This is a genomic window from Mesorhizobium qingshengii (assembly GCF_900103325.1).
Lineage (GTDB): Bacteria > Pseudomonadota > Alphaproteobacteria > Rhizobiales > Rhizobiaceae > Mesorhizobium > Mesorhizobium qingshengii.
Map to the genome: position 1 here is coordinate 62,185 of NZ_FMXM01000010.1, position 19,843 is coordinate 82,027.

Consider the following 19,843-nt stretch of genomic DNA (forward strand, 5'->3'; position numbering starts at 1 on the left):
GCACGGCTGTGCCGGCAAAGCATTTCGAATGGCGGAATCCGCACCGGACGCCATTTTCGAGTATTCTTTTTAAGTGCTTGCCGGCAAACGAAAAAAACCCGGCACAATCGGCCGGGTTCGAAGAACGTCAGTCTAGGAAAGTAATGTCAGGCCGACAGTACTTTAACCCGCTGGGCCAGCCGCGAAACTTTGCGGGATGCCGTATTCTTGTGGATCACGCCCTTGGTTGCGGCGCGCATCAATTCGGGCTCCGCGATCTTGAAGGCCGCCTGTGCGGCGGCCTTGTCGCCGGAGGCAAGTGCCTCCTCGACCTGGCGCACATAGGTGCGGACGCGCGAACGGCGGTTCTTGTTGATCGCTGCGCGGCGTACGATCTTGCGCGTTGCTTTTTTGGCCGAGGATGTGTTGGCCATGATGCCTCTCTTCTGATCTGGTCGGCGCATGCGGCATGCCGCAGGGCGCAAAAAACAAACGGGCAGCCACGGGGCCGCCTCGGTTGGTGCGGCTTATAGTTCAGCTTTTCCGGCGCGTCAACGCTGCCCGGCCTTCTTTTTGGCGGCCATCGGGCAGGCGTCAGCGGTTGGTGAAATTCGGCTTCCGCTTCTCCGCAAAAGCCGCCATGCCTTCCTTCTGGTCTTCGAGCGCGAACAGCGAGTGAAACAGCCGTCGTTCGAACCGCAATCCCTCGGCAAGCGTCGTCTCGAAGGCGCGGTTGACGGCCTCCTTTGCCATCATCACCGATGGCAGCGAGAAATCGGCGATCCTGGCTGCCGCCTTGAGCGCCTCCTCGACGAGTTCGCCCGCGGGCACGACCCGCGACACCAGGCCCGAGCGTTCGGCTTCGGCTGCGTCCATCATCCGCCCGGTCAGGCACATGTCCATTGCCTTCGACTTGCCGACGAAGCGGGTCAGCCGCTGCGATCCGCCCATGCCTGGAATAACGCCGAGCGTTATCTCCGGCTGGCCAAACTTGGCGTTGTCGGCGGCAATGATGAAATCGCACATCATTGCCAGCTCGCAGCCGCCGCCGAGCGCATAGCCGGCCACCGCCGCGATGATCGGCTTTCGCGCCCGCGTAAATTCTTCCCAGCCGACGAAGAAGTCCTGGCTGTAGGCGTCCGCGTAGGAGATCGACTGCATCTCCTTGATGTCGGCGCCGGCGGCGAAGGCCTTTTCGGAACCGGTGATGACCATGGCGCCGATACCGGCATCGGCGCTGAACTCGTTCACGGCTGCCACCAGTTCGGCGAGGATCTGGGAATTCAGCGCGTTGAGCGCCTTGGGCCTGTTCAAGGTGATCAGCCCGACCTTGCCGCGCGTCTCGGTGATGATTGTCTCATAGGTCATGGCTGCATCTCCTCGCTCGACCCATCGTCTAACTCACCGCTGACACGTCCGGCAATAGAAGGTCGAGCGGCCGCTCTGCACGACGCGCTCGATGTGACCACCGCAGCCGGGCTTGGCGCAGGGTTCGCCTTCGCGGTCATAGACGGCGAAGGAATGCTGGAAGTATCCCAGCGATCCGTCGGTCCGCATGTAATCCCTGAGCGAGGATCCGCCGGCCGCGATCGCATCTGATATGACCGAGCGGATGGCTTCGGCAAGACGTTCGCTTTGAGCCTGGGCCTTCTTTCCCGGCTTGGCTATCGTGCCAGCCTCGCGCAGCGGCGACAGGCCGGCGCGCCACAGGGCCTCGGAGACATAGATATTGCCCAGCCCGGCGATCAATCTCTGATCGAGAAGTGCTGCCTTCAGTGGCGATCGTCGCCCTGTCATCAAAGATGCAAGCAGCGCACCGTCCAATGTATTGCCCGTAGGCTCGACACCCAGCCCGCTCAGCATCGGATGCGTGCCGGGCGGCCCTTCCGAAAACAGCATGAAGCCGAAGCGGCGCGGATCGTTGAAGATCACGCGGGACCTGGCGCCGGCCGGGGACGCCACATCGAACACCACATGGTCGTGTGCCGTGCTCTTCGAGCGCTCATGATGGAACACGCCAGGCATTTCACTGTCATTCGCTGTCTCGATGCGGAATGAGCCCGACATGCCGAGATGGCAGATCAGCGCCGGGCCGCCTTCGATATCCATCGTCAGATACTTGGCTCTGCGGCCAAGCGCGGTGATCGTCCTGCCGGTCAGCCGCTGCGAGAATTTTTCCGGAAATGGAAAGCGCAGATCCGGTCGGCGCGCCTCGATGCGGGTAATGGTGGCACCTTCCAGGACCGGCTGTAGCCCACGGCGGACCGTTTCAACCTCGGGCAATTCAGGCATGACCGCCAATCGCTTTATAGAAGGAATTGCCGTAGCGGCCGCGCGCCAGCCCAAGATGCTCGGCCACGGTTTCACCGATGTCGGCAAATGTTGTTCTCAGCCCGATGTCGCCGCCTTTGAAGCCTGGTCCCGTGCCAATCACCGGGATACGTTCACGCGTATGATCGGTGCCGCGCCAGGTCGGATCGTTGCCGTGATCGGCCGTCAGGATGAGAAGATCGCCCTGCTTCAGTCTTGCCAACGCCTCCGGCAGCCGCCGGTCGAAGGCCTCGAGCGCTGCGGCATAGCCGGCGACATCGCGGCGATGTCCGAATTCGGTGTCGAAGTCGACGAAATTGGCGAAGACCAGGTCGCCGTCGCCGGCGTCGTCCATTGCCCCCAGCGCCTCATCGAACATGGCCATGTTGCCGGCCGCCTTGCGCACTTCCGAGATTCCGCGATGGGCGAAGATGTCGCCGATCTTGCCGACGGCGATGACGCGGCTTCCACGCGCCGTCAGCCGGTCGAGCAGGGTCGGCTCCGGTGGCGGCACGGCGTAGTCATGGCGGTTGTAGGTTCGCTCGAAGGTGGCGGCGGTTTCCCCGATGAACGGCCGCGCGATCACCCGTCCGATCCTCAACGGGTCAACCAGCTTGCGCACCACCTTGCAGAATTCATAAAGCCGCTCCAGGCCGAAATGAACTTCATGCGCCGCGATTTGCAGGACGGAGTCGACCGACGTGTAGCAGATCGGCTTGCCGGTACGGATGTGCTCCTCGCCGAACCGCTCGATAATCTCGGTGCCCGGCGCGTGACAATTGCCGAGAATGCCCGGCACCTTGCCCGTGCGGATCATGGCCTCGGTCAGATCAGCCGGAAAGGCGGGAACCGTATCCGGGAAATAGCCCCAGTCGAAGCGCACCGGCAGGGCGGCGATCTCCCAGTGGCCCGACGGCGTGTCCTTGCCGCTCGAAACCTCCTGCGCCGCGCCGTGGAAGGCAGTCGCGAGCAGATCCGTCCCACCGGTATCGAAGCCTAGCCCCGTCGCGGTTTCGGCAGCCTTGCCAAGCCCGAGCGAGGCCATGTGCGGGACGAACAAAGGCCCGTTGCGGAGTCCCTCGCGATCGGCGCGGCCTTCCGCGCAGGCTTCCGCGATGTGCCCCAATGTGTTGGCGCCGGCGTCACCGTAGCGCTCGGCGTCGGCCGCGCCGCCGATGCCGAAGGAGTCCAGAACGAAGAGGAAAGCACGCGCCATTGGAGCCATTGTTGCCAGTTTGGACGACCAGACATAGGGTTCCCCGGCCGCATTGGCAATTCGGAAACCAAACGGCAACGGCTTGGCGCGATAGTCCAGTACATGTCGCCCAAAAGTGCCCAGCGGTTTTGGGACAACGACATGGACAAACTAAGAGTACATGTCGCCCAAAAGTGCCCAGCGGTCTTGGGACAACGACATGCACAATACAGAAGACTACAGTGTCGCGACTCGCCGGGCATGAGGCGACATGGATCGAAGAAGACAGAGGACCGTCTTGTCATGACAGACCACCGTCTTGTCATGACGGACGCCGTTTTGTCATGAAAGCAGTGCTGAAGGCGTGTGCTGCCCTCATCGTCGCGCACGGCGTGGTCTGGTCTGATCCGGCGCGGGCCGACTGGCGCGATGATATCGGCACGTTTCGCATAGGCATCGTCGCCGAACCCGGCGCTGGCAACACCGTTCCGGGGCTGGCGCTGTTGACCGATGCCTACACCAAGGCCTTGGGCATGAAGGTCGAGTTTGTCGTCGCCCGCGACTATGGCGCTCTGATCGAGGCGCAGGCCAATGCCCGCATCGATTATGCGATCTATTCGGCGACTGCCTACGCGACGGCCTCGCAGCGCTGCGGATGTGTCGAGCCACTTGTGGCTCCGGTTGATTCCGACGGCGCGATCGGCATCCGTTCCGTTCTGCTGACGCGGGACGGCAAGCTTCCTGATCTGGCGGCAATGGAGAACCATCGCATCGCCATGGCGCCTTCGAGCAGCGTCGGCGGTTCTCTCCTGCCACTGGCGGCGTTGGCCGCGGAAGGCCGCAAGGTTGCGGAAGATGCCCCCTTTCTGGTCCATGCCGATTCGGCCGCGGCAGCGGAAACGATGCTGGTCGACGGCAAGGCCGATGCCTTGTTCGGCTGGGTGACGGCCGCTGCCGACGGCCAGCCGGAAGCATCGGGCACACAGGCGAGGCTCGCAGCGGCGGGGCTTTCAGCAACGGCACTTCAGGTCTTATGGACGTCGGGCCTGTTGAGATACGGTCCCCATGCCGTCCGCAGCGATCTCGATCCGGAAGCGAAGCGCCGGCTTACCGTGTTCCTCACCAACCTCAAGTCGATGACGCCGGACGTCTACGATCTTCTGGAACCGGAGCATTCCGGTGGCTTCACCGTCGCGGCCGACAAGGACTACGAGATGGCGCAAGCTATCGTGCGTCTGGTCTCGGATAGCGGCTCGCGGCGATAAAGGCGGTCAGCAGTTGCCGCAAGGGATCGTCACGCTTCTGCGGGGACGCAGATAGTAGGTTTCGCGCATCGATATGGCATTGAAAGCCGAGGTCAACCCAAGCTGCTGTTGACCGCCCGCCGACCAGGTGATGACCGGCTTGTAGTCGAGATTGCTTTCAACGCGGATGAGGAAGGTGCCGGCGACCCTGAGCGTTGCCGGGACCGTCGTGGCCGAGTTCGCGGCAGCGCCAGCGCTGGCGACGCCATTGACCAGCTTGCGTGACCATACCACCAGCACCTTCGGCGTCGCATCGGTCGTAACTTGTATTGCTGTGATCGTGATGCTCGGCGTCGAGCGGTTGTAGGGCTGAAGGGTGACGGTGCCGATCCTCATGATGGCGTCGAGATCCGCCTTGACGATGGTCGTCTGCTGCGTGACGAGATCAGCCACCATGCTGCCGACACGACTGACCTTCTTGCTGGTCTCGATAGCTTGTGACGCCTCCATCGTAATGAAATACATGATCAGCAGGATAGGCATGATCAAGGCGAATTCGACCGCCGCGATGCCGCGGCGATCGGACCAGAACCGGATCGCTTTCCGCCAACTTCCCGTAGTCCCCGGATGTGCCCCCGCACGCATCATGCCCATCCCCCTTTTTCTTTTGCCGTACGTGCTTCCGCCGTGACCTTAGCTGCCGAACGGTTCATTCTGCCAAGTCACCGATGCGAAATGCAGCGTCTTGTTACCGCCCATCGACTGGGCCAACAGATCGGTCATGATCGGCCATTTGTAGAAGACCCGCAGCATGTTCCTCGATTCCGCCGGACCCGGTGCAACAGTAAAGGACTGTTCGGCGGCGCCATTCGTCAGGATGATTTTGTCTCCCTGGATCTTGAAGCCGGCCAAGGCCGCGTCGGCGAACGTCGTATATTGGCGAAGATCCACCAGCAGCTGGTTGGGACAATCCTGGGAGACGATGATCTCCAGTTTTGCGCAGATCTTGTCCCTCAAATTGTTTCCGGCAACGTCGGCCGCCCTTAACTGGCCGGTGCGCAACTGGCGCGCGATATCGTCGGTGATGTTGGCCATCACTTCCTGGCCGGCAAATGAAATGCAGCTTTCCAGAATCGCAAAGACAAGCAGCGCGAAGGGGATTGCAAGGATTGCGAATTCCAACGCCGTGCTGCCGCGCCGGTCGCGAGGGAAGCGAGCGAAAACCCCTGGGTGTCTCGCCTCGCGTTCGCCTGTGGACTCGATTTCCTTGCTCATGTCCCGGTCCTGCCGATCTCTAATGGGTCTCGGAAGGAGTATTAGCGGAAACCAATTGAAGTCCGGTTTGAATGATCGTTAAAGTCGGCGTTGGCGTCTTAACCAGCCGATAACCGGAACGGCTTTTGGCCGCGCTATCCTATCGGCTGACGCTCATCTCGGCTTCGGAGGATTTCTCCGCCTCGCTCTTGTAGGAGCTTTCGCAATAGGGCGTGCAGGACATGGTCTGGATTTCGGCACGCCGATAGATACGCACGGACGAGGCGGCCTGCCGCACGACGGTAACCTGCTCGTCGACGATCGGGATGCCTTCCGGATCGAGTACGACCAGATTGGTAACGCCGAAGCCCTTGCCGGTCAGCACGATCGTCGAGGCGTCCTGTACGGAAGCGTCGGCGATTGCCGGGTTGCCAACCACGATCGTGTCGGCGGGACGCGACAATTTGACGATCTTGGCCTGGTTCATCGTGACCTCGATGCCGGCGCCGGCCATGGCGGGCATGGCGAAGGTCGTGGCGGCAAGAAGCACTGCAATCAGAATTGATGATCTCGGCTCGGCCATTGAGGCGCTCCACGCGTGCAAACTGTTCAACGGAACATGAACGAGATTGGTGAACCAACGGTTAAGCGGGCGCTCTTGCCGATGGTGCCTTGGCTGACATGAGTACTCGCGTGACGTGGTCGGGTCCGGATCGCAAGCACCACCGACGCGGGAAATAGAACGGTCGGCCGGCACTTAGCTCGGGATTAACCACGCAATAGGTTCGAACCGGGAAAGGAATCGGTAAGGCTGTTTATTAAGCCGATCGAAAGAGCTTCTCCCTAGATTGGCAGCATCCGATCAACCATCACAGAAGTTGACGGAAGTGCTGTAACAGGTGGAGTAGGAGCTCTCTAATGTCTAATCTCGTTGCACGTTTTGTGAAGGACGAATCCGGCGCGACCGCTATCGAATATGGTCTGATCGCCGCTCTCATCGCGCTTGCCATCATCGTTGGCGCCGGCGCGCTCGGCAATGCAATCAACGACAAGTTCATGAAAATCGGAAATAGCTTGAACGCCGCCGGCTGATCCGTCGTATTGCCGAGCGCTCAGGCCGAGCGCTCGGACAATGTTCTGGACAAGGGCCGCCACGTGGCGGCCCTTGTTCTATATCGCAGCCAATACCAGTCGTCTTTTTGGTCCGGGCCTCATCAATCGTTAATTGAAGATGCCTAGATTGGACCCCGTGGAATCGGACAATAGGTATAGCGCCGATGCTTGAAGCCCTGATCTTCGTCGTCTTTCCGTTCTGCATGCTGTTTGCCGCGATCTCCGACATGCTGTCGATGACGATCGCCAATCGGGTGTCGGTGCTGCTCGTCGTCGTCTTTGCATTGGTTGCCCCCCTGACCGATATGGGGTGGGCTGCCTATGGCGGGCACTTCGCCGCCGGCGCCCTTGTCCTGGCCGTGACGTTCGGCCTGTTCGCGATGGGTGGCATGGGTGGCGGCGACGCCAAACTGCTAGCCGCCACCTCGGTGTGGATGGGGCTCAACGTGCACCTTATCGAGTATCTCGTGGTCTCGACATTCATCGGCGGCCTGCTGACGCTCGCCGTCCTCCTTTACCGGAAATCGCCGCTTTCGACCGTTACCGGCCGAAACCCGTTTCTGCGCCATTTCGCCGACGAGACGACCGGTGTTCCCTATGGCATCGCGCTTGGCCTTGGCGGGTTGCTGACCTATCCGGATTCGCCTTTGATGGTGTGGGCGCTGACAAAGCTGGCGACCTGAACGCGCCTGATTTCCATTGACTGCCTGCGTTACCGCAGCCGGCCTTCAACAAGGTCGGCCCGCGATCCTGTCCGGTCCGCACACATTTCAGCTAATTTATGTAAACCTTAAATTAATCACGATCGTAAGCATTACATTAACCTTGTTTTGACGATTGCCGCTGCAAAGTCCCGCTTGGCTACGTGGTTTGCCAGGGCGAGGGTTCGGACAGATGCCAGCATCGCGATTGATTATTCTGAGCGTGGCGGTTGCCGCGGCGGGTGGCGCTGGTTATGTCGCGAAAAACATGGTGGCGCCGCCGCCGCAGGTCACCGTCGAATCCGGCCCCAAGGCCCCGGCCGTGGCTCTGCAGGATGTGCTTGTGCTTTCGGGCGATGTTCCGATGGGCAACCAGCTCAACAACAACATTGCCTGGCAATCCTGGCCGGCCGACGGCATCAACGCGAACTTCATCACCCGCGCCGCCGAACCCGAAGCGTTGGATAAGCTGAAGGGTTCCGTTGCCCGGATGACGATGTATACCGGGGAGCCGCTGCGCCGCTCCAAGCTGATCGGCGAGGGGCAGAGCTTCATGTCGTCGATCCTTCCTTCCGGCATGCGGGCGGTCGCCACGGCCATCTCGGCCGACACGTCGGCCGGCGGCTTCATTCTGCCCAACGATTTTGTCGATGTCATCATGACCCGCAAGGCCGATGCCGGCAATGGCGGCACCAACTTCAACACCGAAACCATCCTCAAGAATATCCGCGTCCTGGCGATCGACCAGACCATCCAGGAGGATGAGGAAGGCAAGAAGACCAGAGTGGGGCAGACCGCCACGCTGGAACTGACACCGCGGCAGGCGGAGATCATCACGGTTGCCCAGCAGATGGCGGATCGTCTGACCCTGGCACTGCGGGCGATCTCGGACACCCAGGAAAAGAATCTGGACGAGGCCGACTATCTCGTTTCCGGCAATGGCCGCAGGGGAACGGTGAGGCTGATCAAGTCGGGCGAAGTTTCCGAAGTAGGGGCAAGGAAATGAGGCTAAGTGGTAAACTGCCGGCGATTGTAGCCGCGGCATTCGGCCTGCTGCTGGTCGGAACGAATGTGCAGGGCGTTGTCGAGGCAAAGAACGCGCAGGTCACTGCATCGACAGCCACCCAGCGCGTCAAGCTCGGCCTCAACAAATCCGTGGTCATCGACCTGCCAAGCGATGCCTACGACATTCTTGTCGCCAACCCGACCGTCGCCGACGCGGTGACCCGTACCGCAAGGCGCATCTATCTGTTCGGCAAGGCTGTCGGCGAGACGAACATCTTCGTCTTCGGTCCGAACGGCGAACAGATCGTCAGCCTGGATCTGGCCGTCGAACGCGACGTCGCCGGCCTTGAGGATTATATCAAGCGCTTCATTCCGACGTCGACCATCAAGGTGGAGCTGCTGAACGACAACGTCGTCCTGACCGGAACGGTCGACACGCCTCTGGACGCGAAACGGGCAGTCGACCTGGCGACGATCTTCGTCTCGGGTGGTGAAGCGACGACGGGACAATATTCGCAGACGGCTGCCGGCGGCTCGGCCCAGAGCGGTGTCGACATCAACAATCCGGACCAGGAGCGCCGCACCAGCAAGATCGTCAACCTGCTGCAGATCATCGGCGACGATCAGGTCACGCTGAAGGTGACGGTCGCCGAAGTCAGCCGCTCCGTGATGAAGCAGCTCGGCGTCAACATGGTCGGCAGCGGCGGCAGCAACGGCATCAGCTACGGCGCGCTCAGCGACAATTTCACCGGCCTCGGCAAGACGCTGTCGAATTCGGGCTTCAACATCGGCGCCTCGGGGCTGCAGGCCTATATCAACGCCATGGAGCAGTCCGGGGTCATGAAGACCTTGGCCGAGCCGACCTTGACCGCCGTATCCGGCGAGAAGGCGACCTTCAAGGTTGGTGGTGAGTACAACATGGTGAGCGGCGTCTCCCAGAACGTATCCACCGACAATCAGACTGGCTTGAAGACCTACACCATCGACAAGATCGAGTACGGCATAGGCTTGGAATTCCAGCCGGTGGTGTTGTCCCCCGGCCGCATAAGCCTGAAAGTCAGAACCTCGGTTTCCGAGCCGACGACCGAAGGGTCCGTGTCGCTGTCCTCGGGCGTGACGAGCCCCGGCATGAATGCCCTGTCGCTGCGCAAGCGTCTCGCCGATACGACGGTCGAACTGCCCTCGGGCGGCTCCATGATGATCGCCGGCCTGGTTCGCGACGATGTCAGGCAAGCGGTCAACGGGTTGCCCGGATTGACAAAAATTCCAGTGCTCGGCGCGCTCTTCCGCAGCAGGGATTTCGTGCGCAACGAGACCGAGCTGGTCATCATCATCACGCCTTATCTGGTGAAGCCGGTAGCGCGCAACGACCTTGCCAAGCCGGACGACAATTTCAATCCTCCGAGCGACGGCGCCGGCATGTTCCTTGGCCGCGTCAATCGTGTCTACGGCACCATGCAAACCGACAAGCCCAACGGCCGCTACCATGGCGTTGTCGGCTTCATCTACAAGTGAGCGGGGAAGCGGATATGTTCCAGTCAGCATTGAAGGCAAGGGCCATCGCCACAACGATGCGGCTCGCTCGTTTGCACCACCGAACCGTTCCAGTCCTGGCGGTTGCGGTCGCGGCGTTGCTGGCCGGCTGCGCCCAAAGGGACAGCATCACTGTCGGCGCCATTCCGGACGACTATCGCACGAACCATCCAATCGTGATCGCGGAGAAGAATCAGAAGATCGACCTGCCGGTCGGCGCCGGCGACCGTGGCATGACCGGCTCCCAGCGCGATACGCTCCTGGGTTTCCTCGACGGCTACGACAAGAGTGCCGCTCCGACATTGACGATCCAGGTCCCGAGCGGGTCGGCCAACGAGGTTGCCGCGACAGCGGCAGGCCGCGATTTCGCCCGGCTGGCGGTCGCCGCCGGTGTCAAGCGCAACCGGATCGTCGTGACCTCCTATCAGGCCGGCTCAAGCGAAACATCCGCCCCGGTTCGCGTCTCCTACATCGCGGTGAGGGCCCAGACCGACAAATGCGGCCGCTGGCCCGCTGACCTGGTCGATACGTCGGAAAACAAGCACTACGCCGACTTCGGCTGCTCCTATCAGAACAATCTTGCCGCCCAGATGGCCAATCCGGCCGATCTGCTCGGCCCGCGGAAGCCTTCCACCATCGATGCTGAAAATCGCGGCGCGGTGATCGATATCTACCGCAAGAGAGGCATTTCGGACGAGTTCCTCGGCAATTCTGAAGTGACGTACTGAGCCACGCCAGTCTCGGATAGAACAGGCCACGGGAAAGAGCATGACCATGAGCAACCTTGCCTACGACGCTTCGGTGGATGGCGGCGACACCTCGCAGCAGGACATCGCCGCGATGCAGGCATTGCGGCCGATTCCGCGCATCTCGATCCAGGCATTCTGCGAGACCGAGGGGGTTGCAAATCCCGTCGAGCGTGCCGGCGAGGACCGACGCATGGCGAAGGCGCACCTCAAGGTTCATATGGGGGGCGTCCCCACGGCCATCGAATTCTACCAGTCGGCGCCGACACCCAACCTGATCCTGCTGGAATCGCGCAGCGAACCGAAGCAACTGCTGGAGCAGCTCGCCCAGCTCTCGGAATATTGCGATCCGACCTCGAAAGTGGTGGTGATCGGCCATTACAACGACGTCGGCCTCTATCGCGAGCTCATCCGTAACGGCATTTCCGAATACGTGATCGCGCCGGTTTCGATGGCCGACATCGTCAGCGTGGTGTCGTCGATTTTCGTCGATCCGGAAGCCGAACCACTCGGCCGCGCGATCGCTTTTGTCGGCGCCAAGGGCGGCGTCGGCTCCTCGACGATTGCCCACAATGTGGCCTGGGCGATGTCCTCGCTGTTCAAATCCGAAGTGGTCGTCGCCGACCTCGATCTCGCTTTCGGCACGGCCAACATCAATTTCGATCAGGACCCGGCTCAGGGCATCGCCGAGGCGGTGTTTTCACCCGAACGCATCGATGAGGTCTATCTCGACCGGCTGCTGACCCAGTGCGCCGAGCACCTGTCGCTGCTGGCCGCACCTTCGACCCTGGAACGGGTCTACGACTTCGATCCCGAGGCCTTCGCCCAGCTCATCGACACCGCCCAGCGCAGCGTGCCGCTCCTGGTGCTCGATATTCCCCATGTCTGGACGGGCTGGGCCAAGAACACCCTGATCAAGGCCGACGAGATCGTCATCACCGCGACGCCGGAACTGGCCAATCTGCGCAACACCAAGAACCTGGTCGACATGCTCAAGCGGCTTCGTCCCAACGACCGGCCGCCGAAGCTGATCATCAACCAGGCTGGCGTCCCCAAACGCCCGGAGATTTCGCCATCCGACTTCGCCGAGCCGCTTGGCTTGTCGCCGATGTCGGTGATCGGTTTCGATCCGCTGCTGTTCGGCAATGCCGCCAACAACGGACGCATGCTCGGTGAAATGGATGCCAAGAACCCGGTCGTCGCAATGATCAACGAAATTGCGCATGTGCTGACCGGGCGCAGTGAGATCAAGCCGAAGAAAAAAGCGGGGCTTGGCACCCTGCTCGGCAAACTCTCGCGCAACAAGAAGTGACCCTTCAGCGGTGGAATCGGTAGCCGATCATGTTTGGTAAAAGAGGCAGCGACGACGGAAACCGGTTCAAGCCGGAATTTCGCCAGCCAGCACCGGCGCCTGTCGCGCCGGCGGCTGCAGGGTCTGTGGATACGGCGGTTCTAGCCCGCCCCACGGCTCCAGCGCCAAGCGCACCTGTCGCGCCGCCGGCTCGCCGCGCCGTCGAGGCGCCGCCATTGGCGCCGGAGCCGAAGCGGGCACAGCGCGAAAAGAGCGAGACCTACTACGACACCAAGAGCCAGGTTTTCTCCGCGCTCATCGATACGATCGATCTGTCGCAGCTCGCCAAGCTTGATCCCGAAAGCGCCCGCGAGGAAATCCGCGACATCGTCAACGACATCATCGCGATCAAGAATTTCGCGATGACCATCGCTGAGCAGGAAGAACTGCTCGAGGACATCTGCAACGATGTGCTCGGCTATGGGCCGCTCGAGCCGTTGCTTGCACGCGACGACATCGCCGACATCATGGTCAACGGATCCAAGAACGTCTACATCGAAGTCAACGGCAAGGTCGAGCAGACCGGCATCCGCTTCCGTGACAACCAGCAGCTCCTCAACATCTGCCAACGCATCGTCAGCCAGGTTGGCCGCCGTGTCGACGAATCCAGCCCGATCTGCGACGCGCGTCTTCCCGACGGCTCCCGTGTCAACGTCATCGCGCCGCCGCTCTCCATCGACGGTGCCGCGCTCACCATCCGCAAGTTCAAGAAGGACAAGCTGACGCTCGATCAGCTGGTCAAGTTCGGCGCCATTTCGCCGCAGGGAGCCGAGGTTCTCAAGATCATCAGTCGTGTTCGCTGCAACATCGTTATCTCGGGCGGTACCGGCTCCGGCAAGACGACGCTGCTCAACTGCCTGACCAACTACATCGATCGCGACGAACGCGTCATCACCTGCGAGGACTCGGCCGAGTTGCAATTGCAACAGCCGCATGTCGTGCGCCTTGAAACCCGTCCACCCAATCTCGAGGGCGAGGGCGAGGTGACGATGCGCGACCTCGTGAAAAACTGCCTGCGCATGCGGCCCGAGCGCATCATCGTCGGCGAAGTGCGCGGACCCGAAGTGTTCGACCTTCTGCAGGCGATGAATACCGGCCATGACGGCTCGATGGGAACGATCCACTCGAACAGTCCGCGCGAATGTCTGAACCGTATGGAATCCATGATCGCAATGGGCGGCTATTCGCTGCCGCAGAAGACCGTGCGCGAAATCGTTGTCGGCTCTATCGACGTGATCATCCAGGCGGCGCGCCTGCGCGACGGATCGCGTCGCATCACCCACATCACCGAGGTGATCGGAATGGAGGGCGACGTCATCATCACGCAGGATATCATCCTCTACAACATCAAGGGCGAGGACGCCAATGGCAGGCTGCTGGGAGAGCATGTATCGACCGGCATCGGCCGCCCGCATTTCTGGGAGCGGGCTCGCTATTATGGTGAGGAGCAGCGCCTCGCCATCGCGCTCGAGGCGATGGAGAAACGCGCTGACTGACGCATCTGGAGGCGTGAAGGTTCTGGCCAATGTTCGGAATTGACGGCACGGTACTGGCGTTTGTCGTGCTCGCCGGCCTCAGCGCCGGCGCGGTCGCCTATGCATTCCTGTTCACCCGGATCAGCAACGAGAAACAGGTCGGCAAGCGGCTTGAAACGATCAAGACCGCCGAGACGGATCGTTCCGTCGTCAAGGCCTCACGTGACCGCGTTGCGGAAGCCGCCAAGCGGCGCAAATCGGTTCAGGATTCGCTGAACGAGCTCGACGCGAAGCAGAAGTCCAAGGACAGCGCCGTCAAGAAACCGCCGCTGAAAGCCCAACTCCGTCAGGCCGGCCTGAAAATCACCGTCGAGCGCTTCTATATCTACTCCGCCATATGCGGCCTCGCATTGACGATTGTCGCCTTTGTGGCCGGAGCTCCCTTGTTCCTCTTGCCAGGTGTTCTGCTGGTCGGCGCCCTCGGCCTGCCGCGCTGGTTCGTCTCGTTTCGTCGCGCCCGACGGGTCAAGGCGTTCCTCAACGAATTTCCAAACGCGCTCGATATCATCGTGCGCGCGGTCAAATCCGGCCTGCCGCTGAACGATGCCGTGCGCCTGATCGCCAATGAATCTCCAGAGCCCGTGAAGACCGAGTTTCGCCGCATCGTCGATTCGCAACAGATGGGCCTGTCGATCCCCGATGCGACATTGCGCATGCCCGAAACCATGCCTTGCACGGAGGCAAGCTTCTTCGGCATCGTCATCCAGATTCAATCCCAGGCTGGCGGCAATCTCTCCGAGGCGCTGGGCAATCTTTCGCGTGTGCTGCGCGATCGCAAGAAAATGAAAGCCAAGGTCCAGGCACTGTCGATGGAGGCGAAGGCCTCCGCCGCCATCATCGGCGCGCTGCCTTTCATCGTCGCGTTCCTGGTCTACCTGTCGAGCCCGACCTACCTGATGCCGCTGTTCAACACCAGCGTTGGAAACCTGATCCTTGGTTGCGCGGCGGTCTGGATGTCGATCGGCATCCTCGTGATGCGCAAGATGATGAACTTCGATATCTAGGATGTCAGTATGACCGACCAAGTCGTCAAATCCCTGACGGATCCGAGCTTCCTGATAGCGCTGCTGGTCGGCATAGCGGTATTTGCCACTGTCTTCACCTTGCTGCCGGCGTTTGGCGGAAACCAGCTCAAGTCACGCATGAAATCGGTTGCGCTGGAACGCGACGAACTGCGTGCCAAGCAGCGCGCCCGGCTTGCCGTCGAGGCGGATCGCCGTCGCAAGGGCCTGCGCGAGGAACAGTCGGTTGGCATGCGCAACATTGTCGACCGGCTGGACCTGCGGCGTGCACTGGCCGACGAGGGCACCTTGCAGAAGCTCAAGGTGGCGGGGTTTCGCGGGCAGAATCCGCTGACGCGTTTTCTTTTCTTCCGCCTCGTGCTTCCTTTTGTCGGCTTCGGGTTGGCGCTGGTCTACCTGTTCGTGCTCGGCGGCTTGCCCGACAAGCCGCTCGTCATCAAGCTTTTCGTTTGTATCCTCGTTGCCTATGGCGGCTTCTACGCACCGGTCGTCTATGTCAACAACCGTGCCACCAAGCGCAAGCAGTCGATCCAGATGGCATGGCCGGACGCGCTCGACCTGATGCTGATCTGCGTCGAATCGGGCATGTCGGTGGAAGCGGCCCTGCGCAAGGTCGCCGACGAGATCGGCGCGCAATCGGTGCCGCTGGCGGAAGAATTCATCCTCACCAACGCCGAGCTTTCGTATCTGCAGGAGCGCAAGCAGGCTTACGAGAACCTGGCAAGCCGCACTGGCCTGGAATCGGTCAAGTCGGTCTCGCAGGCGCTCGTTCAGGCAGAACGTTACGGCACGCCGGTGGCGCTCGCATTGCGCGTGCTTGCCGCCGAAAGCCGCGACATGCGCATGAATGCGGCCGAGAAGAAGGCCGCTGCCTTGCCGCCAAAGCTCACCGTACCGATGATCCTGTTCTTCCTGCCGGTGCTTTTCGCCATCATCCTGGGTCCTGCCGGTATCCAGGTCAGCCAGCGCGGCATCTTCGGCGATCATTCGGGATCGGCATCATCTGCCAAGTAGCGGCGAGGCATGTCCCTCCACGAAAGACGAAGAAGCCGCGCTGAACGCAGCGCGGCTTCTTCGTTCAGGGTCGTTGCAGATCGTCGCCTCAGTTGGTCGCGGACTTGGGCTTATCCTGATCCTTGAGTTGGCTCCAGGCATTTTGCTGAGCCAGCATCTGGCGCAGATAGGCGACGTTTGCCTGCGCCTGTTCGGGCGACAGTTCCTGCGAGGCGATCTTCTCGGCTTCGTCGAAACGGCCTTGCAGGCCAACGACCAGCGCCAGGTTCTGACGGACCCGGCTGTCCGCGTTAGGCTGCTGCGCGGCGGAGCGCATATAGGTTTCAGCCGTGCGCAGGTCGCCTTCCAGCACATAGGACATGCCGAGATTGGAGAGCACGGAAGGCTCGTTCGGCTTGAGTTCGAGCGCCTTGCGGTAAAGCTGGCGGGCGTCAGCCTTCTGGCCGATCTGGTCGAGAATGGCCGCTTCGGCCGACACCAGTCTCCAATCGGGATATTCCGGCGTCTGAGCGCGGCGTACGGCGTCCAGCGCGGCTTCGAACTGGCCATTGGCGGCCAGCGCCTTGCCATAGGCGGCGAGCACGTCACGATCCTTCGGCAAGGCGATCGCCAGCTTGCGCATGACGGCAAGCGACTGGTCGGCGTCGCCGTCCATTTGCAGCGCGGCGGCGAAGTTTGTCGCGATTCGCTTGTCGTTGGGGTTCCTGGCGTAAGACTGGCCAAGCGACGCGGTGGCGGTGTGCAGTTCTCCCGCTGACATGGTTTCCAGCGGCTTGCCGCTGGTACGTCCGATCGAGCCGGTGGTGAGCTTGCTGGTTCCGCAGCCGGCAACGCCAGCCGCGAGCGCCAGCATGAGGGCCGTGGTGATGAGCCGCTTTCCCGTGGCGTTGATCGTGCGGTTGGTAGGCATCGGCACCGGGCCTCCATTCATGCGCGGCCATTGCGTGGCCGTCTTTCCTCCCGCAGAAATATTCTGTTAACCCTAACGGATGGTTAAGAACGCCGACTCAGGAACCCGTCGGACGGAGAACATTGAATGCCTGTCGAACTCGTCGAAAAGAAAATGCAGGGTGCGCTGCCGGTCCACCTTGTCGCCAGGGACGGTCTGGAGACCGCCGGTCTAGCGCCATCCGCTGTCGCCTGGGCCAAGGCGAATGGCTTTTCAAGCGAGGTGGGCAAGACGTTGGTCGTACCCGCTGAGAACGGTGCGGTCGGCGGTGCGTTGTTCGGTGTCGGTGAGAGCGAGGGTGCGCTCGCTCTCGGCGCGCTGTCGAAAGCCCTGCCGGAAGGCGACTGGCATTTCGCTTCGGTACCGGCCGAACCGGAACTCGCGGCAATCGCGTTGGCGCTCGGCGGCTATGTCTTTACCCGATACGGCAAGAAGCCTGGCAAGGCGCTGCGTTTCGAGCTGCCGACCGGGGTCGATGCGGGGCGTGTTCGCCGCATCGCCGACGGCGTCTTCCTGACGCGCGATCTGGTCAATACGCCGACCAGCGACATGGGCCCGGAAGAGTTGGAGAAGGCGGCGCGGACCCTGGCCGGGGCGCACAAGGCTGATGTCTTCGTGATCGAGGGCGACGATCTGCTCAAGCAGAATTTCCCGATGATCCATGCCGTCGGCCGTGCGTCTGCCGGCGCGCCGCGCCTGATCGACATGAGATGGGGGCCGCCAAGCGCGCCGAAGGTGACGCTGGTCGGCAAGGGCGTTTGTTTCGACACAGGCGGTCTCGACATCAAGCCGTCGACCGGGATGCTGTTGATGAAGAAGGACATGGGCGGTGCCGCCAATGTGCTTGGTCTGGCTTCGATGATCATGGCCGCCAGGCTCCAGGTGCGGCTGCGCGTGCTCATTCCCGCCGTCGAGAATTCGATCGCCGGCAACGCCTTCCGGCCCGGCGACGTGCTGACGAGCCGCAAGGGCATCACCGTCGAGATCGGCAATACGGACGCCGAAGGGCGGCTGGTGCTGGCGGACGCCCTGGCGCTTGCCGACGAGGAGGAACCGCAGCTGCTGGTCGACATGGCGACGCTGACCGGAGCTGCCCGTGTCGCGCTCGGCCCTGACCTGCCGCCGTTCTACACCGGTGACGAGGCGCTGGCCTCGGAACTGGCCGCGGCATCGCTGACGGTCGAGGATCCACTGTGGCGCATGCCGTTGTGGCGGCCTTACGACGCGAAACTGTCGTCGAGGATCGCCGACATCAACAATGTCACCACGGACGGTTTCGCCGGCTCTATCACCGCGGCGCTGTTCCTCAAGCGCTTTGTCGAGAAGACCGCGAGTTGGGCGCATTTCGACATCTTCGCCTGGAACCCCGCCGATCGTGCGCATGGGCCTGCCGGTGGCGAGGCGCAAGGTATTCGGGCATTGGAGCGGATCATCTCGACACGCTACGGCTAACGATAATTCCGAACCGAAGGGCAGCGAAGCAAAAAAGTGGGAACCGGCCTTCGGGTAAGATTTTGTTTCAACAAGAAGGGTTCGCGACTGAAACGGAACCGAAACAATTTGTCGTCATGCTGGCCGGATGTCGATTGTGATGCGCCCGAGCCAGGCCTTGCGACTGTGGCAGCAAGTGATGCTGTCGCAGGTGCGCGAGGACGCGCCCGATCTGACCATGCGCCAGACGGCGATCCTGTTCACCATCTATCTCGATCCGCCGCCACACACGGTGCGCGGCCTCGCCGCTCGCCTCAATGTCACCAAGCCGGTGATCACCCGCGCGCTTGATACGATGGGTGCATTGAAACTGGTGTCGCGCCATCGCGACGAGCTCGACAAGCGTAATGTTCTGATCAAGCGCACGGTCGAGGGCGCGCTCTTTGTCGAGCGCTTCGGCGATGGTATCATCGCCAAAGCCCACGAACTGCCGATTTAAAGCATGATCCCAAAAAGTGGGAACCGGTTTTCGGACAAGATCATGCGCAAACAAAGTAAAGCAGAGTTGCCGATTTGACCGCCAGGGATGCACGCCTTCACGCTTTCCGTTCCGATCTTGCCGATGCACGGCTGAAGGGCGAAGTTGTCGCCGACCGCTTCGTCGCCGGTCGCCCGGCGCGGATCACCGCATCCGTGGCAGATTTGCGCAAGGCGCCGCGACCGGATGCCGGCGTCAACACGCAACTCCTGTTCGGCGACGATGTCCTCGTCTTCGAGGTCTCCGAGGGCTGGGCCTGGGTTCAGGCCGAGCGCGATGACTATGTCGGCTACGTCGCCGACACCATGCTGGGCGGGCGGGACGATGCACCCACTCACATCGTGTCGGTGCCGCGCACCTTCCTCTATCCAGGTCCGGATCTGCGCTTCCCGATCGCGGGACAGCTGTCGATGGGATCGACTGTAACGGTGACGGGGTCTGCCGAAACACGCGGCACGCATTATGCCGTTCTGCCTTCCGGCGAGGCGATGATCGCAGGCCATTTGAGGCCGCTCAGTGATGTGGCCGTCGACTATGTTTCGGTGGCCGAGATGTTTGTCGGCACACCCTATCTCTGGGGCGGCACTTCCGGCTTCGGCATCGATTGCTCGGGCCTGGTGCAACTGGCGATGCGGATGGCCGGCAAAAACGTGCTGCGTGATTCCGACATGCAGGCGGCGACACTCGGTGAGCCGCTTGAACCGGGCCCTGATTTCTCGGGGCTGCGCCGCGGCGACCTGGTGTTCTGGAAAGGCCATGTCGCTGTCATGATCGACGCCGACACCATGATCCATGCCAATGGCCACACCATGCTGGTGTCACGCGAGGGGCTGAAGGACGCCGTCGCCCGCATCGGCTACCTCTATGGCGGCCCGACCGGCTTTCGGCGGCCTTGAATGCCTGTCGCCCAAAAGTGAGCACCG

The 19,843-nt window shown here is 61.8% G+C and carries 21 protein-coding genes; 13 read left to right on the forward strand and 8 right to left on the reverse strand.

The features are described 5' to 3' along the window. Positions 1-146: 146 nt before the first annotated feature. The 4 genes from rpsT to BLS48_RS17275 form a co-directional block, all read right to left on the reverse strand. On the reverse strand, positions 147-413 hold the full coding sequence (rpsT, locus tag BLS48_RS17260; RefSeq protein ID WP_091579634.1) for a 30S ribosomal protein S20: 267 nt from the start codon (positions 411-413) through the stop codon (positions 147-149). Positions 414-573: 160 nt separating this feature from the next. Beyond that, a complete protein-coding gene (locus tag BLS48_RS17265; RefSeq protein WP_091579636.1) occupies positions 574-1,347 on the reverse strand; it encodes an enoyl-CoA hydratase in 774 nt (257 codons plus the stop codon). Between the two features lie 33 nt (positions 1,348-1,380). After that, a complete protein-coding gene (mutM, locus tag BLS48_RS17270; protein ID WP_091580052.1) occupies positions 1,381-2,271 on the reverse strand; it encodes a bifunctional DNA-formamidopyrimidine glycosylase/DNA-(apurinic or apyrimidinic site) lyase in 891 nt (296 codons plus the stop codon). Then, on the reverse strand, positions 2,264-3,505 hold the full coding sequence (locus BLS48_RS17275; RefSeq protein ID WP_091579639.1) for a phosphopentomutase: 1,242 nt from the start codon (positions 3,503-3,505) through the stop codon (positions 2,264-2,266). Before BLS48_RS17275 ends, mutM begins: the two co-directional genes overlap by 8 nt. Before the next feature lie 323 nt (positions 3,506-3,828). Between BLS48_RS17275 and BLS48_RS17280 the strand changes: the two genes are divergently transcribed. Next, positions 3,829-4,749: a phosphate/phosphite/phosphonate ABC transporter substrate-binding protein gene (locus tag BLS48_RS17280; protein WP_091579641.1), complete on the forward strand. Its 921-nt coding sequence runs from the start codon at positions 3,829-3,831 to the stop codon at positions 4,747-4,749. A 6-nt stretch (positions 4,750-4,755) separates the two neighbouring features. Here the strand turns inward: BLS48_RS17280 and BLS48_RS17285 are convergent, their stop codons facing one another. The 3 genes from BLS48_RS17285 to BLS48_RS17295 all read right to left on the reverse strand — a co-directional run bounded on the left by BLS48_RS17285 (position 4,756) and on the right by BLS48_RS17295 (position 6,565). Then, positions 4,756-5,376 (reverse strand): TadE/TadG family type IV pilus assembly protein, encoded by a 621-nt coding sequence (locus tag BLS48_RS17285; protein WP_091579644.1) that lies wholly within the window; start codon positions 5,374-5,376, stop codon positions 4,756-4,758. A 45-nt stretch (positions 5,377-5,421) separates the two neighbouring features. Then, positions 5,422-6,003 carry a TadE/TadG family type IV pilus assembly protein gene (locus BLS48_RS17290; RefSeq protein WP_091579647.1) on the reverse strand — a complete coding sequence of 194 codons (582 nt, stop codon included), beginning with the start codon at positions 6,001-6,003 and terminating at the stop codon, positions 5,422-5,424. A 139-nt stretch (positions 6,004-6,142) separates the two neighbouring features. Further along, positions 6,143-6,565 carry a pilus assembly protein N-terminal domain-containing protein gene (locus tag BLS48_RS17295; RefSeq protein ID WP_091579650.1) on the reverse strand — a complete coding sequence of 141 codons (423 nt, stop codon included), beginning with the start codon at positions 6,563-6,565 and terminating at the stop codon, positions 6,143-6,145. A gap of 335 nt (positions 6,566-6,900) precedes the next feature. Here BLS48_RS17295 and BLS48_RS17300 point away from each other — a divergent pair, with 335 nt between their 5' ends. From BLS48_RS17300 to BLS48_RS17340, 9 genes are all read left to right on the forward strand, one after another. Then, positions 6,901-7,074 (forward strand): Flp family type IVb pilin, encoded by a 174-nt coding sequence (locus BLS48_RS17300; protein WP_091579653.1) that lies wholly within the window; start codon positions 6,901-6,903, stop codon positions 7,072-7,074. A gap of 185 nt (positions 7,075-7,259) precedes the next feature. Then, complete coding sequence (locus BLS48_RS17305; RefSeq protein WP_091579655.1) at positions 7,260-7,778, forward strand: A24 family peptidase; 519 nt, start codon at positions 7,260-7,262, stop codon at positions 7,776-7,778. Between the two features lie 211 nt (positions 7,779-7,989). Continuing rightward, a complete protein-coding gene (cpaB, locus tag BLS48_RS17310; protein WP_091579658.1) occupies positions 7,990-8,802 on the forward strand; it encodes a Flp pilus assembly protein CpaB in 813 nt (270 codons plus the stop codon). Then, entirely contained in the window at positions 8,799-10,316 is a 1,518-nt protein-coding gene (locus BLS48_RS17315; protein WP_091579662.1) for a type II and III secretion system protein family protein, read from the forward strand. Before cpaB ends, BLS48_RS17315 begins: the two co-directional genes overlap by 4 nt. Positions 10,317-10,330: 14 nt before the next feature. Beyond that, the gene (locus BLS48_RS17320; RefSeq protein ID WP_091579665.1) at positions 10,331-11,062 is read left to right on the forward strand and encodes a CpaD family pilus assembly protein; all 732 of its coding nucleotides are present in this window, start codon (positions 10,331-10,333) and stop codon (positions 11,060-11,062) included. Between the two features lie 40 nt (positions 11,063-11,102). Then, a complete protein-coding gene (locus BLS48_RS17325; RefSeq protein ID WP_091579669.1) occupies positions 11,103-12,392 on the forward strand; it encodes a CpaE/TadZ family protein in 1,290 nt (429 codons plus the stop codon). Between the two features lie 29 nt (positions 12,393-12,421). Further along, positions 12,422-13,927, forward strand: coding sequence for a TadA family conjugal transfer-associated ATPase (locus BLS48_RS17330; RefSeq protein ID WP_091579671.1), 1,506 nt, complete (start codon positions 12,422-12,424; stop codon positions 13,925-13,927). Between the two features lie 29 nt (positions 13,928-13,956). Then, the gene (locus tag BLS48_RS17335) at positions 13,957-14,970 is read left to right on the forward strand and encodes a type II secretion system F family protein (protein WP_091579673.1); all 1,014 of its coding nucleotides are present in this window, start codon (positions 13,957-13,959) and stop codon (positions 14,968-14,970) included. Between the two features lie 9 nt (positions 14,971-14,979). Continuing rightward, positions 14,980-16,002 (forward strand): type II secretion system F family protein, encoded by a 1,023-nt coding sequence (locus BLS48_RS17340; protein WP_091579676.1) that lies wholly within the window; start codon positions 14,980-14,982, stop codon positions 16,000-16,002. A gap of 88 nt (positions 16,003-16,090) precedes the next feature. Here the strand turns inward: BLS48_RS17340 and BLS48_RS17345 are convergent, their stop codons facing one another. Then, entirely contained in the window at positions 16,091-16,912 is an 822-nt protein-coding gene (locus BLS48_RS17345; protein ID WP_091580054.1) for a tetratricopeptide repeat protein, read from the reverse strand. Between the two features lie 126 nt (positions 16,913-17,038). Here BLS48_RS17345 and BLS48_RS17350 point away from each other — a divergent pair, with 126 nt between their 5' ends. From BLS48_RS17350 to BLS48_RS17360, 3 genes are all read left to right on the forward strand, one after another. Further along, positions 17,039-18,403, forward strand: coding sequence for a leucyl aminopeptidase family protein (locus BLS48_RS17350; protein ID WP_091579679.1), 1,365 nt, complete (start codon positions 17,039-17,041; stop codon positions 18,401-18,403). Positions 18,404-18,530: 127 nt separating this feature from the next. Beyond that, positions 18,531-18,881 (forward strand): MarR family winged helix-turn-helix transcriptional regulator, encoded by a 351-nt coding sequence (locus tag BLS48_RS17355; protein ID WP_091579683.1) that lies wholly within the window; start codon positions 18,531-18,533, stop codon positions 18,879-18,881. Between the two features lie 74 nt (positions 18,882-18,955). Then, entirely contained in the window at positions 18,956-19,816 is an 861-nt protein-coding gene (locus tag BLS48_RS17360; protein ID WP_091579686.1) for a C40 family peptidase, read from the forward strand. Positions 19,817-19,843 lie beyond the last annotated feature (27 nt).